Genomic DNA, 14,018 nt, shown 5'->3' with positions numbered 1-14,018 from the left:
GGACTGCCTTTTTGTTAGGTTGCGCTGCAATTTAATAACGCTCTTCTCCTCCAGATCAGTGTCTTGGTGCCCACAGGATAACCGATACCCCAATCACACAAATACCTGCACCGATCCAGTCATACAGATCCGGTGTCTTCTTGTCCACCAGCCAGCCCCAAAGAACAGCAAGCACGATGAACACACCGCCATAGGCGGCGTACACCCTGCCGAAAGAAGGGAACTTCTGCAAGGTGGGGATGATGCCGTACGCAATCAGAATTAGTGCACCAACGAGGCCGTACCAGAGCGGCCGCGACTCCCGCAGCCACAGCCAGATCAAATAGCCGCCGCCGATTTCAGCCAGACCGGCAACAATAAACAGCAGAACCGCCAGCACCATTCTTACCCCTCTTCTCCGGGAAGACCCATTATTCTGTAAACTGCCTCCATATCCAGACTGGCTCTTACGGCATCTGCCAGGCGGTCGAATTCCTGCTCGCGGAGCGCTGCCGACGAGAAGGTCCTGGCCAGCGGGGCAAGACCTTTGGCCTGCCGTATTCCGTCAAGCCAGGCTCTGCGCAGGTTATCATTATGAAACAAACCATGCAGATAAGTTCCCCATATCTTGCCGTCCGGCGTACCCCAACCTTCAGGCAACGTCTCCCCATCCGGTCCCGTCAGGTGGAACAGGCTTCTCACGCCTGCACCTTCGTGTTTTGTCGTAGTACCCATATGAATCTCATATCCGGCAACAGGAATTCCCTCAGCCGCTCCGGGGTCAAGGCCGCATAATTGCAGCGGATGATTACCAGCCAGCGTGCCGCTCACACGCACCGTCGTCTTATGCGGCAGAAATTCCGTGGACAGGGGCAGATAGTTCAGCCCGGCACTACCCCCCGGCTCCGCATTTTCAACAGCATGCGGATCAAGCAGCTTCCGCCCCAGCATCTGGTAACCTCCGCAAATCCCGGTAAGCTGCAGTGTTCCGTGCTCCAGCGCATTCGTTATTGCTTCAGGGAAGCCCAGCTCCCGCAAATAATCCAGGTCTGCCGCCGTATTTTTCGTGCCCGGCAGAATGATGGCATCCGGTGTGCCCAGCTCCTCTACGGAGGTCACATAACGCACGGCGGTATCCAGCTCGTCCTCCAGCGGATCGAAGTCGGTGAAGTTCGATATTCTCGGGTAGCGGATGACCGCAATATCCAGCTCCTTCGCGCTGCCGGGCTGCATACGGCCCGAAGTCCCTTCCAGTACTACGGAATCCTCCGCCTCTATCCGCAGCTGCGGCAGAAACGGCAGCACACCAAGCACCGGGATCCCGGTGCGCTGCTCCAGCCAATCCAGACCAGGCTGCAGCAAGGACAGATCGCCGCGGAATTTATTGATAATGAAGCCTTTGACACGCGCCCGCTCATGCGGCTCCAAGAGTTCGAGTGTACCGACCAGAAAGGCGAATACGCCACCTCTGTCAATGTCTGCGATCAGCAGCACCGGCGCATCCGCCCAGCCTGCGAGATTCATATTGACGATATCCCGCGCCTTCAGGTTGATCTCGGCCGGACTTCCCGCCCCTTCCATCAGCACGATATCGTAAGCCGCCCGCAGACGATCCAGCGCGTCCAGCACTGTCCCTTTAGCTTCAGGCAGAAACTTCTCGCGGTATTCCCGCGCGCTCAGCGCCATGTGCGGTACGCCATGGACGACGATTTGCGCGCTCATCTCGCCCGATGGCTTCAGCAGAATCGGATTCATGTCGCTGGTAGCCGTAATGCCGAACGCTTCGGCCTGCATGCCCTGGGCACGCCCGATTTCTTTGCCGTCCACGGTGACATAGGAATTCAGCGCCATATTCTGCGACTTGAAGGGCGCCGTACGGTAGCCGTCCTGTGTCATAATCCGCCCGATCGCTGCAGTGACGAGGCTCTTGCCGACATCCGAAGCCGTTCCCTGCATCATCAGCACGGCCGCCCGCTGTTTCTTCTCTTGTGTGTCCGCTTGATTCTTCATGCTCTTCTCCCCGCTTTCTTCCTGCTGCCGGGATACTGGCGAAGCAGTTGTTCTTGTTCTAGCATACGCCGGAAAGGTAGCTCTCCGCAGAGCCTTCCGGCTACATCAGGTTGTGCTACATCAGGTTGTGCTGCAGCAGCACCAGCAGGAGCAGCAGCACAGCCTCCAGCAGCTCGTTCAGCGCGCCGTACACATCGCCGGTGAGCCCGCCGAGCCGGCTGCTGATCCGCCGCGCCGCGAGATGGCCGCAGAGCACTGCGGCCACCGGGGCAAGGCAGGCCGCCGCCAGATGCTGCGGCCAGGTGCCGCTTGCCGCGCCGAGCGCAAGTGGCGCAGCGGCAGCGGCCAGTGAGAGCAGCGCGGCGGTGAGCAGCGCGCGCCGCTCCTGCCGGGGCTGCAGCTCTGCGAAGCTGGCTGCCAACCCCTCATTGCCGCGGGCAACAGGATAGCGGGCCATCGCCCGCACCATATACCAGCGGCTCCAGACCGGCGGCAATAACAGCAGCGGCAGCTCGTAATAGGTGCCGCCTTCAATAAATGCCGCCAGCAAGGCGGCCTTCAGCAGCAATAGCAGCACGCAGGCCAGGACGCCCATCGCCCCTACGCGGCTGTCCTTCATGATCTCCAGCATCCGCTCCCGCGAGCGGTAGCTGAGCAGTGCGTCGGCGCTGTCCATCCAGCCGTCCAGGTGCAGCCCGCCGGTCAGCCCTACCCACAGGATGAGGGTGATTACAGCGGCAGGCCAAGCCGGCAGCAGCCAAGCCGCTGCAGCAGCGCACAGCGCAGCACTCCCCCCGATCGCCGCGCCGACAAGCGGATAATAGACCACGCTGCGCCGCAGCAAATCACGGGAAAAGTCGCCGCCGCCCTTTACCGGAAAACGCGACAGGAACTGAAAAGCGGCGGCAGCATCCTCCCGCGCACTCATAGCAGATACTCCCTGCTTTTTAGCTCAACCGGTATTCCGGCAGTGACGAGAAAGACCTGCCGGCACTGCCGGGCCAGCAGCGCATTCATCCGTCCGGCGAGATCACGGTACAGCCGTCCCAGTGCATATTCCGGCACGATGCCGTCGCCAACCTCGTTCGTAACCAGAACGAGCGTCCCCTGGAAAGACGCCACACTGTGCTCCAGCCTGGCGATTTCCTGCTCCACCCGCTCTTGTCTGTCCACCTGCCCTTCCACGGCCAGCAGCACATTGGAGAGCCACAAGGTCAGGCAGTCTACAAGCACCGCCTTCCCCCCGGAGAGACGCTCCAGCAGAGCCGGCAAATCCAGCGGCTCCTCCAGCGTCTCCCACTGGCCGCCGCTTTCTTCGCGCTGCTGCCGGTGCAGGGCAATCCGCGCCTTCATCTCTTCATCGAACGCTTGCCCGGTCGCCACATAGAAAGCCTGACCGGCCAGCGACAGTGTCAGACGTTCGGCAAAGCTGCTTTTACCGCTGCGCGCGCCGCCTGTTACAAGGATGCTCATCGGCTCTCCGCCCCGGATACCCCTGCGCTTTCGAAGGTGGCCATTTCGCGCATAATCCGGCACACCGCCTCAATCAGATGAAGGCAGAGGGCGCCCCCTGTTCCTTCGCCAAGACGCAGCCCAAGGTCGAGCAGTGCTTCCAGCCCCAGCCGCTCCAGCATCAGCTTATGCCCCTGCTCCCCTGAGACATGGGAGGCAATCATATAATGGATGGACTCCGGTGCAAGTGCTTTGGCTGCAAGCGCTGCGGCGCCGGAGATGAAGCCGTCAAGCACAACGGGAACCCGTGCAGCGGCTGCACCCAGAATAAGCCCGGCCAGACCGGCGATTTCAAGGCCACCTACCTTAGCCAACACGTCGATAGCATCGTCCGGATCCGGTGCATTGATCTGCAGCGCCCGCTCCACCACTGCGATTTTATGGCGCAGCCGCTCATCGTCAATGCCAGTCCCCCGGCCTACAGCGGTCTCTGCGGGAATGCCCTCCAGTGCACACAGTACCGCAGCGCTGGCTGTCGTATTGCCGATGCCCATTTCGCCGGTGATAAGTATCTCCGTCCCGCTCTTCACCGCTTCCTCCGCCACGTTCACCCCGGCCAAAATGGCTCTCAGCGCTTCCTCCCGGCTCATCGCCGGTCCCTGCGCCATATTGCAGGTTCCACGCCGCACCTTGCGGTCAATCAGCTCCGGATGGCTCAGGTCACCGCCTATCCCGATATCCACCAGCTTCACCTCTGCCCCGCCTTGGCGGGCCAGCACATTCACCGCTGCGCCGCCGCTGAGGAAATTATGGGCCATCTGCACCGTAACCTCCTGCGGAAATGCGCTGACTCCCTCACTGCAGACACCGTGGTCTGCAGCCATGACCACTACAGTGCGTTTGCCGTAGCTTGGCTGTTCCACACCGGAGATTCCCGCCAGCCGGACGGCTAATGCCTCCAGCCGGCCAAGGCTTCCCGGCGGCTTAGTCAGACTGTTCAGCCGGTCCTCGGCGCGCAGTATCGCTTGTTCATCGGCGGGGACAATCCGCCCGATCACTTCTTCCAATGCTGAAATCATAGTTACTCCTCCTATTTCTTCTATTACAACTCTATTTGAATAACCGTAGCTCCACGCAAGTGGAAACGGCTTCGCCGTCCTTAAAAAGGACGGTATCCGTTTCAGCGAGAAATAGAAGGATAATTTATAGCGTGAAGCATATAAATTCTTATATTTGCACAAAGCCCCCTTCTCCAAAGAAGGGGGCTTTGTGCTGCCACTGCCGCAGCCGCGAACTATTTTAGTGCATACCCCTATTTCTTCCTTAAGGATTATAGGTGATATAGCAGGATCATACAATTACATTTTTACCTTCATGCACTTGGAAAGCTGTCTATACCGCTGCTTCCGGGTACAGAGCTTCAATGCTGTCTTGCGGAGAATTTCTTCACATGTATGATCATTTGCATTCACGCTTGCATTCACACTTTCATTTTCGTTTACATTCATATTCTTACTTTCATAAACCCTTCCATCCGCTCCAGCGCTTCGGTCAGCCTCTCTGTGGATGTCGAATAGGAGCAGCGGATATGCCCCTCGCCGCCGCTTCCGAACACATGTCCCGGAACTGCAGCAACTCCAGCCTCCCGCAGGAGGCGCAAAGCAAATTCCTCCGATTTCAATCCGGTATGAGCGATCGACGGGAAGGCATAGAACGCACCCTGCGGCTGATGGCAGTGAAGTCCGATGGTTCTGAGGCCTTCGACAAACAGGGTTCTGCGCTGCCGGAAGCATGCCTTCATCCGGTCTTTGTCGGGCAGCCCGCTGCGCAGGGATTCGATCGCGGCAATCTGGCCCAGCACCGGCGCGCACATCGCGGTATACTGATGTATCTTCAGCATCGCTGCCAGCAGCTCATGGTTCCCGCAGACATAACCGACACGCCAGCCGGTCATGGCGAATGCCTTCGAGAAGCCGCTGATCACTATCGTCCGCTCCTGCATACCGGGGAGCGAAGCGATACTAACATGAGTGCTGTCATAGGTAAGCTCCGCATAGATTTCATCCGAAAGCACGAGCAGATTATGCTCTTTTACAACTTCTGCAATCGGCAGCCAGTCCTCATAGGACATGACCGCTCCCGTAGGATTATTCGGAAAATTCACTACCAGCAGCTTCGAGCGTGGGGTAATGGCCTTACGCAGCGCTTCCGCTGTAAGCTTGAAGCCCTGCTCTGCCGTAGCTTCCACCTCAACCAGCTTCCCTCCGTTTAAGTGGGCAATCGGCGAATAGGCAATATAGCTGGGAGAAGGGATGATGATCTCATCACCCGGAGCCGTGAAAGCGCGCAGTGCCAGATCAAGGGCTTCGCTGCTGCCCACCGTAACCATGATCTCGTCCGCCGGATGATACTGCAGTCCAAAGCTGCTCCCCAGATATTGGGCGATCTCTTCTCTAAGCTCCAGCAGTCCGGCATTCGGGGTGTACATCGTTTCCCCGCGGTTCAAAGCGCGGACGCAGGCAGCTCTTACATGCTCAGGTGTAGCGAAATCCGGTTCACCTACGCCCAGTGATATAATATCGTTGTTACCGGTAGTGAGATCAAAAAAAGCCCGGATGCCCGAAGGCGCAATCTCCCGCACACGGGGAGCTATCCAATCCTCTGCCATCTTGCGGTTCTCCTTAAGCATGACCTGCTACCTCTTGCCTTTCTTCTTCCATCTTCGTCTCCGTTACCTCTTGCGTTACTTGGACTGCCTGATTCGCTCGCCGTTCCTTCAGAGAACCCGCGATAATCTCATCCAGCAGGCTGCTGAAGGTGAATCCGGCCGCAAGTGCGCTTTTGGGCAGCAGGCTCGTTTCGGTCATGCCCGGCAGCGTATTGACCTCAAGTACGTAGGGAATCCCATTCTTCAGCAGCATATCCACCCGTGCATATACCGAGCATTTCAGCGCACGATAACAGGCCAGCGCTGCTGTTTGTACCCGCTCCAGGATCTCGGCAGGCAGCTGAATTACCCGTTCGTCGGCTCCGCCCTGCTCATATTTGGAGCTGTAATCGAACCAGTCCGCGCCCAGCGCATGGATGCCGATAACGGGCAGCAGGGTTCCGCCGAGGATCGGGCAGGTAATCTCCTGACCTTCGGTATACGATTCGACGAGTACCGACTGGTCTGCGGCAAAAGCTTTCTCCACCGCGCTCCGCAGCTCCTGCGAGCTATTCACTTTGGTCATCCCGATGCTGGAACCGCCTGAGTTCGGCTTCACCATCACCGGGTAACCGAGCCGCTCCACGGCTTCCGGCGCAACATCCTCCGCCCGGTCCCAGCACAGCCAGTCAGGCGTAGGAACACCTTTGCTGCGGAGAATTGTTTTGGACAGATGTTTATCCATGCACAGGCTGCTGGACAGCACGCCACTCCCGGAATATGGGATGCCAAGCGTCTCCAGCGTCCCCTGAACCGTTCCATCCTCACCATAGGTTCCATGTAGGGCCAGCAGCGCGAAATCCAGACCTTTTACCTGTCCGATCATCTGTTCACGCTCTGTAATAACCACCGGGACAACCTCATATTTGCTCCGGTCCAGGTGCTTCAGCATTTCTCTGCCGGTATTCAGCGACACTTCATATTCAGAGGAAACCCCGCCCATTATTACGCCTACTTTTATCATCCCCATAACCCCTTTTCATCCCAGTAGTTGCCGTGCTGCCCTGCCGATAATTTCAATTCCCCTGCGGATATCCCCGTCAGCCACCCTGGAGAAGCCCAGGCGCAGCGTGTTTTGTCCTGTTCCATTCGTGAAGAAGATATCCCCCGCTGTAAAAATAACCCCCCGCTCACGGCAGGCATCCAGCAGCTCTCTTGTACTAAAGCCTTCGGGAAATGTTACAAAAAGATGCAGTCCGCCGTCTCCGCTCAGCCCAACATACGGCAAATACTCCTTGCAGCATTCCAGCGTCAGCTCGTATTTCCGTTTATATTCCGTTCGCGCACGTTTGAGGTATTTTTCCAGATGGCCGCCGAGCAGATATTGATACAGAATGGATTGATCCAGCGTTGAAGTATGAATACTGCGGGCTCTTTTGACACTTTCCAGATAGTAGATCAGCTCCTGATCAGCCAGCACCCAGCCTACCCGCAGTCCGGGAAACAACACTTTGGAGAAGCTGCCAAGATAGACGACGCTGTTCCCGCCGCCCGCCGCCGCGATTAACGGAGCCACATGCGAACCCGAATAGCGCAGCTCTTCGTTGAAGCCATCCTCGATGACCGGCACCTTGTACTCCGCCATCAGCTTCATCAGCCCTTGTCTTTTTTCGGGGGACATGACGATGCCGGTGGGATTGTGATAGGAAGGCAAAAAATACGCGCAGTCATACTCCCGCTCCTCCAGCACCCGTTTCAGTTCACCGAGGTGGATGCCGTCCCGCTCCATGGTTACTCCAGTGATATCAAATCCATTCAGCCGCATATTTTTGATCGCCGTATGATGGGTCGGATTCTCGCAGAGCACATACCCATGCTTCTGGCCAAGTGCGGACAGCACCAAATCGAAGCCTTCCGTAAAACCATTCGTAATCAGCATATCCTTGCCGCGCATATCCACGCCCTTATGCTCCATATATTGCCGCAAATAGTCTATTAAAGGCTTATACCCCTTGGCATAGCCATAGTTCAGCAGAACGTTGCCCTCTACGGACATGCGGTCCAGAAAGGCCCGCTTTACATTATCCAGATCAAACAGGCTCTCATCGGGCGCAATACTGGTAAAAGAAATCGTGCCCTTCTCCGCGCGGATTCCGCGCTTCATTATATCCAGTTCCTCCGCCAGCAGCGCGCGGCTGTTCATCCGCTTTTTCCAGTCCACGGTCCAGGAGGGGGCCGCCGCACTCTCAGTAGAGGCAGCAAGCGAAACATAACTTCCTTGACCCTGCACCGTATACGCAAAGCCGTCATCCGTAAGCCCCGCATAGGCGGAAATAATCGAATTGCGGCTGACTTTCAGCAGTGTGCTGAGCTCGCGTGTCGACGGAAGCTTCTGGCCGCCTTGGAGGGCGCCTTTTAGAATGAGATGCTTCAAATAATCCTTCACCTGAATATATACCGGACGTCCGGCAATGAGCTTGAAATCCTTAAACATGCTTCAATCGCCCCCATAGCTATCATGGCACAGTCGCCAGCGTAAAAAAAGAACCACAACCCCGGGATTTTCTTCCGGTGTGGTTCTATCCTGCATCATGTGATTTCTTCTAGTGCTTACAGATGCGTTTGGCTGAACGTTTTTTTGAATAAGGATTACCACTGCCACTTGCCTGCGCTCCGTACCAGTGTAAGTACTACCGCCGTTCCAGGCGGCGGAGCGGCAGCGGTACGGAAAGTCACGTCCTCCAAAGCCCGTGCCAGCAGCTGGCGGATTACACCGCCGTGGGTCACCAGCAGCACACGCAAATGCAGCGGCTCTTCACTAGGGTGGTGGTCCGGAGCGGCAGTTTGGACGGTACTGTCTTCAGGGAGCGGGCTTAATTCAGCCTCATCCCCGCTTGCTTCGGCTGCCTGCCTTAGTTCCTTTAAAAACGAGTCCAGCCGCGCTTCGAAGGCCTGCCAGGATTCCCCGTCAGGCGGCGTGACCTCGGCAGGATCATCAATCCAGCTTCGATAATCGAGATTATTCTGCAGCTGCTCATAAGTACAGCCCTCCCACGTGCCGAAGCTCATCTCACGCAAACGGGAATCATAAAGGGACGACGCCTCAAGACCTGGTGCGATGCAAGCCAATGTCTCCCGGCATCTGCGCAAATCGCTGCAATATACCCTCCAGAAATCTCCGCGCAGTTCAGGCTGCTCCCTGAGCGCAGTCAACTCCTCCCGTGCTCCGGGCAGCAGAGGAAGATCCGTGCTCCCCAGATAACGGCGTTCCTTATTCCACTGTGTATGGCCATGGCGGAGAAGAACTAACTGGAGCTGGAGTACTTTGGGCAGTACTTTGGGCAGCACTTTGGGCAGTACTTTGGGCAGCACTTGATCCAGTTTTGGAGCCAGCACCTGTGCTTTCTCATCCCCTTGCCTTGGTTCTTTCCTTATCTCCTGCTCTAGCACTTGTTTTAGTTTTGACTCTTTTCCGTGCTTTTGCCCTTGCTGTTGTTCTTGCTCTTGCCTTTGTTCTTGCCCTTGCCCTTGCCTTTGTTCTTGCCCTTGCCTTTGTTCTTGCTCTTGCCTTTGTTCTTGCTCTTGCCTTTGTTCTTGCTCTTGCCATTGCTCGCGCACATGCTCATGCTCTTGTCCATGTCCTTGTCCATGTCCTTGTCCATGTGTTAGATCTGTCATGCTTTCCGCTCAGCCTCCGATCCAAATCCATGCCAATGCTGAGCAGATGCAGACGAATATTGCCGAAGAGAGCAGCATCAGCCGGGAGGTCACAATAATATCCTCCGGTTCCATAGCGCGCAGCGGGTCCCCCATGTAAGCCCGGAACGAAGTGATGCCGTGATAGACATTTTCGCCTCCCAGCCGAATGCCCAGTGCTCCGGCAACTGCCGACTCCGGGTAGCCGCTGTTCGGACTGGGATGAAGGCGGGCATCGCGAAGTACGGTGCACCAGCAGCCCCGCCAATCCAGCCGCAGCAGCGAGGCGCATAAGGTTAACAACAGCGCAGTGATTCGCGCCGGTATGTAATTGACCACATCATCGAGCCGGGCGGATGCCCAGCCGAGGTCGCGGTATTTATCGTTCTTGTAGCCGACCATGGAATCCAGCGTGTTCACTGCACGGTAAGCCATAGCCAGCGGTGCACCGCCCAGCAGGGCGAAGAACAGCGGGGAAATAATCGCATCGACGATATTCTCCGCTACGGTTTCCACAGTGCCGCGGACAATCTCCGGGCTGTCCAGCCCAGCCGTATCGCGGCCGACGATCATCCCCAGCGCCCTGCGCGCTGCGGGATGATCACCCTTGCGCAGCTCGACATATACGGCAAGCCCAGCCTCCTTCAATCCTTTGGCGGCAATCGTTGTGGAGATCAGCCAAGCCTCGGCTGCCCAGCCGAGCCAAGGAGATACCCAGGACAGCAGTCCGACGAGGAGTGCTGTCAGCCCCCAGGCTCCGCCCGCCACCAGCAGCGGCAGCAGGACCCCGGCCCGCTTCAGACTCCGCGGCTGCGAAACAAAGCGGCGGATCAGCCGCTCAATCGCAGAAATCGCCTTCCCCATATACACTACGGGATGGGGAAGACTCCTTGGATCGCCTACGATCAGGTCCAGCACATAGGCTGCCAGCAATATTAAGGCAAGACTCACGGGCGCTCACCCCGCCGGGTTATCAGGAATTGGCTGCTCATTGCCCGCCCTTCCTAGCCTGCTCCTGTAGAGCGGATGGCACAGCTTGAGTCAGTCGAGCTGATGACACAGTTTGAGCCAGTGGAGCAGGTGGCACAGCTTGAGCCATGGGGGCGCTTTGGATGGCTTGCGCCTTGGAATCGTGCTGCACAACTTGATCCGTTTGAGCCGAGATTACTGGTTCAGCCAATTGTTCCACCTTGGCTGGCTGCACAGATTGCGCCGGCTGTACAGTTTTCACAGACTGCAGGCTGCCGGTAACAGCGGCATACACCAGCCGGCCAATGGCGCCGCCAAGATCAGTCGCTGTTCCTGCATAGACATGCTCCGCGCCGTAGCGCCCGCTTTGGCTCACCGCAAGCACAATCGCATCCGTGGTTGTGCCGGTTGCAATCAGGCCGTTCTCGGGATCAGTGACGCCGAGATCGGCCAGGGCGGCAGCTTTGGCTTCGGCTGCCGTCATTACGGCATTGACCATCGCCGCCGGAGTCAGCCGTCCGTCAATGCCGAGCATAATATTGATCGTGCCGGGGCGGTAAGCCGCCAGCACGGGGCGCTCCACCCCGGCACGCGCGGCATTGCCCGAAGCGGCCGTCACACAGCAAAAGATGCCTGCCGAGCCGGTATCTTCTTCTATCACAGCTGCGTGCTCCAGCGGCACAGCGGTCATAAGGCCCGCACAGCCTTCTTGCGGGTAGCCCCATTCGTACAATTTAAGCTCCATATCCCGCACAGGATCGCTGCATTCGTAATCACGACTGACAAATTGGTTGACGGCCCGCTGTAGACGTCCCATTCCCCCGCCGTACACCGCACTCGAAATCCCATCCGCCTCAGCCGGGAACTCCAGCAGCAGATGTCCTTCCTTCCATTCCAGCACAAGCCCCGGCCAGACCCTGCTCAGGTACACAGTTTCCCCGCCGGTAAGATTAAAAGGGATTTTCACTTCATCCATCTTCTATCCGTCTCCCCTCACAGTTCTTTTCCAAACTCTATGCACAGCATCAGCCTTGTTTGCAGTTTCAACCTCGTTCGTATTGCAGCTCCGTGTTCGCAGCTTACTGCGGCTCCGTAACTCCTACTGTAATTGTACTCAAAAAGCGGGCAAGAAGAAGCATGCCATCTAGCCGAGCTCCCTAAACCTTGCTGCACAAGGAGTGAATAACATAAGACTTTCACCAACGTTGGATTCCTGCTAAATATAGAAGGGCAGCCAGATCACTATGACTTTTTATAGAAATAACCTTGCCTATCTAACAAACTTTTTCTCTACGAACAAACAACAGTTCAGCTGACATACCTCTTCTTAGCTAACTTACTTCTTCCCCTCTAACCTACCTCTTCTCAGCTAACGTACTTCTTCTCCTCTAACCTACCTCTTCTCAGCTAACCTACTTCTTCTCATCCTCAGCTATAGAGATAACTGCATTCTGTACAACTAAAAGCCCCCATTTCAGGAGGAAATTTGATTTAGTTGCACTCCGTACATCTAAACAGCCCGGTTTCAGCAGAAATGTCCTTTTCGGCTACTTTTAATTGCACAAAATACAGGTATCTCTCAAAGCGCCCTGCTGCCGCACCTGATAGTTGCAGAAATTACATTTATTCTATTCGGGCTCTCGTAACCAATCATTTTCACGGACTTTTCATTCCATTATATCCCACCAAATAACCCTTTTCACTATGTGGCAGATGGGTGAGCTTACTCTGATCAATCGCCCAATCCAGAGAATAAATATCAAACAATCCCTTCAACTTCTAATGCAAAAAGTACAACAGATCCAACTCTTTTGACTCCAGAAAAGCTTTCTATTGCATTCTATACAGTAGAATTCGCCACATCGCTCGTAAATGGACCTTTTTGGGGAATTCTGTTGCAGAGAATACAATAGAATCAATTTCCGCCCAATTCAACGTCCATTCTACTGTACAAAATACAATAGAATACTGGTGCATCAAATCAAATCAAATCCGGCGACGCGCCTAATATCCAGCATGCAACCCAGCCGATCATAAAAATTCCCCCTGCATAATCTCCGCCATCTGCCGGAGCAGCCGGGCATTATCGTCGCGCCCCCGGACCGCGACGCGGATATGGCCGTGCCCCAGGCCGGCATACATGGCGCAGCTGCGCACCAGGATGCCGCTGCGGCCCAGCCTGGCCTGCATTTCCTGCGCGCTCCATGACGCAGGGAGGCCGGCGAGCAGGAAGTTGGCCTCGCCCGGCGGCACAGCACAGCCGAGCTGCAGCAGCCCCTGCCGCAGCACCTCCCGCTCCTCCGCGATTAACTCGCGGGTGTTCGCTTCATAGGCTTGCCCGCTGCGCAGGCAAGCTTCCCCGGCCAGCAGCGCCAGGCCGTTCACGCTCCACGTCACCTGCTTGGCGGTCATTGCCGCCGCAAGCTCGGGATGCGCGACCGTGAATCCCAGGCGCAGCCCCGGGATGGCATAGAACTTCGTCATCGAGCGGATCAGCACCGTCTGACGGTAACCCGCCAGCTCCGGCAGCAAAGATTGCCGCCGCTCCCCGGGAATGAAGTCGATGAACGCTTCATCGACCGCAAGAATGGCCCCGCAGCGCTCCGCCTTGCGTGCCAGCAGCCGAAGGTCGTCCAGCGAATACTGGACGCCGTTCGGATTGTTCGGCTGGCCGAGGAACAGCAGATCGACCTGCTCCAGCAGTCCGGCGATGCTCTGCACACCGGCCCGGTATTCCTGCTCCTTCGTTCCCTGAACGGACAAGACCTCCGCACCGAATTGCTCCGCAAGCTGGCGGTATTCGGAGAAGCAAGGCTCAATGATCCCCACCTTGCGCGGTGCTGCAGCCAGCAGTAGCAGCGCCATTGACTCTGCTGCCCCGTTGCCCACCGTAATCCACCTGCTCTCCACTCCAAGACTCTCCGCCAGCAGCGACTTTAATCGGCGGTGTCCGGGATCGGGATAAGCCGTGACGGCTTGCCTGGAATCACGCAGCAGTTCAAGCACGCCGGGCGGCGGGCCCAGCGGGTTAATATTGGCGCTGAAATCAAGAAACAGGCCGTCCCCCACCCCATAGAGTTCCGCTGCTGTCAGCAAATCACCGCCGTGGCCATATTTTTCAAGCATAGTTCTGCACTCCCTCTGATCTTCCTCGCGGGTATGTTCTTCATTGACCCAATTATTGCCCCTTTGCCAAGAGTACGTCAATGCCCCGGCACCAGTGAATGCACAGTTGGGCTCTTCAGCACACACCGCTGCTTATATG

The 14,018-nt window shown here is 56.9% G+C and carries 13 protein-coding genes; all 13 read right to left on the bottom strand.

Annotated elements, in window-relative coordinates; all coding sequences use genetic code 11:
- Positions 1–55: 55 nt before the first annotated feature.
- The 13 genes from NSS79_RS06855 to cobD all read right to left on the bottom strand — a co-directional run bounded on the left by NSS79_RS06855 (position 56) and on the right by cobD (position 13,879).
- Positions 56–382 carry a YnfA family protein gene (locus tag NSS79_RS06855; protein WP_076112675.1) on the bottom strand — a complete coding sequence of 109 codons (327 nt, stop codon included), beginning with the start codon at positions 380–382 and terminating at the stop codon, positions 56–58.
- Positions 383–384: 2 nt separating this feature from the next.
- Positions 385–1,989, bottom strand: a complete 1,605-nt coding sequence (locus NSS79_RS06850; protein WP_342438773.1) for a cobyric acid synthase — start codon at positions 1,987–1,989, stop codon at positions 385–387.
- Positions 1,990–2,104: 115 nt separating this feature from the next.
- Complete coding sequence (cobS, locus tag NSS79_RS06845; RefSeq protein WP_342438772.1) at positions 2,105–2,917, bottom strand: adenosylcobinamide-GDP ribazoletransferase; 813 nt, start codon at positions 2,915–2,917, stop codon at positions 2,105–2,107.
- The gene (gene cobU, locus NSS79_RS06840; protein ID WP_342438771.1) at positions 2,914–3,462 is read right to left on the bottom strand and encodes a bifunctional adenosylcobinamide kinase/adenosylcobinamide-phosphate guanylyltransferase; all 549 of its coding nucleotides are present in this window, start codon (positions 3,460–3,462) and stop codon (positions 2,914–2,916) included. Before cobU ends, cobS begins: the two co-directional genes overlap by 4 nt.
- The gene (cobT, locus tag NSS79_RS06835; protein ID WP_342438770.1) at positions 3,459–4,520 is read right to left on the bottom strand and encodes a nicotinate-nucleotide--dimethylbenzimidazole phosphoribosyltransferase; all 1,062 of its coding nucleotides are present in this window, start codon (positions 4,518–4,520) and stop codon (positions 3,459–3,461) included. Before cobT ends, cobU begins: the two co-directional genes overlap by 4 nt.
- Before the next feature lie 425 nt (positions 4,521–4,945).
- Positions 4,946–6,130, bottom strand: a complete 1,185-nt coding sequence (locus NSS79_RS06830; protein ID WP_342438769.1) for an aminotransferase class I/II-fold pyridoxal phosphate-dependent enzyme — start codon at positions 6,128–6,130, stop codon at positions 4,946–4,948.
- Positions 6,123–7,112 carry a D-alanine--D-alanine ligase gene (locus NSS79_RS06825; protein ID WP_342438768.1) on the bottom strand — a complete coding sequence of 330 codons (990 nt, stop codon included), beginning with the start codon at positions 7,110–7,112 and terminating at the stop codon, positions 6,123–6,125. The genes NSS79_RS06830 and NSS79_RS06825 overlap by 8 nt, the downstream gene beginning before the upstream one ends.
- Positions 7,113–7,127: 15 nt before the next feature.
- On the bottom strand, positions 7,128–8,582 hold the full coding sequence (locus NSS79_RS06820; protein ID WP_342438767.1) for a PLP-dependent aminotransferase family protein: 1,455 nt from the start codon (positions 8,580–8,582) through the stop codon (positions 7,128–7,130).
- Between the two features lie 155 nt (positions 8,583–8,737).
- Positions 8,738–9,484 carry a histidine phosphatase family protein gene (locus tag NSS79_RS06815; protein ID WP_342438766.1) on the bottom strand — a complete coding sequence of 249 codons (747 nt, stop codon included), beginning with the start codon at positions 9,482–9,484 and terminating at the stop codon, positions 8,738–8,740.
- 59 nt (positions 9,485–9,543) lie between these two features.
- Positions 9,544–9,750 carry a hypothetical protein gene (locus tag NSS79_RS06810; protein WP_342438765.1) on the bottom strand — a complete coding sequence of 69 codons (207 nt, stop codon included), beginning with the start codon at positions 9,748–9,750 and terminating at the stop codon, positions 9,544–9,546.
- 25 nt (positions 9,751–9,775) lie between these two features.
- On the bottom strand, positions 9,776–10,735 hold the full coding sequence (cbiB, locus tag NSS79_RS06805; RefSeq protein WP_342438764.1) for an adenosylcobinamide-phosphate synthase CbiB: 960 nt from the start codon (positions 10,733–10,735) through the stop codon (positions 9,776–9,778).
- A 37-nt stretch (positions 10,736–10,772) separates the two neighbouring features.
- Positions 10,773–11,729 (bottom strand): adenosylcobinamide amidohydrolase, encoded by a 957-nt coding sequence (locus tag NSS79_RS06800; protein WP_342438763.1) that lies wholly within the window; start codon positions 11,727–11,729, stop codon positions 10,773–10,775.
- A 1,055-nt stretch (positions 11,730–12,784) separates the two neighbouring features.
- Complete coding sequence (gene cobD / locus NSS79_RS06795) at positions 12,785–13,879, bottom strand: threonine-phosphate decarboxylase CobD (RefSeq protein ID WP_342440312.1); 1,095 nt, start codon at positions 13,877–13,879, stop codon at positions 12,785–12,787.
- Positions 13,880–14,018 lie beyond the last annotated feature (139 nt).

Origin of the sequence: Paenibacillus sp. FSL L8-0436, assembly GCF_038593025.1 — a bacterium.
Lineage (GTDB): Bacteria > Bacillota > Bacilli > Paenibacillales > Paenibacillaceae > Paenibacillus_AQ.
Note: the sequence above shows the minus strand (reverse complement) of the source record. Positions and strands in the feature narration are given on the sequence as shown.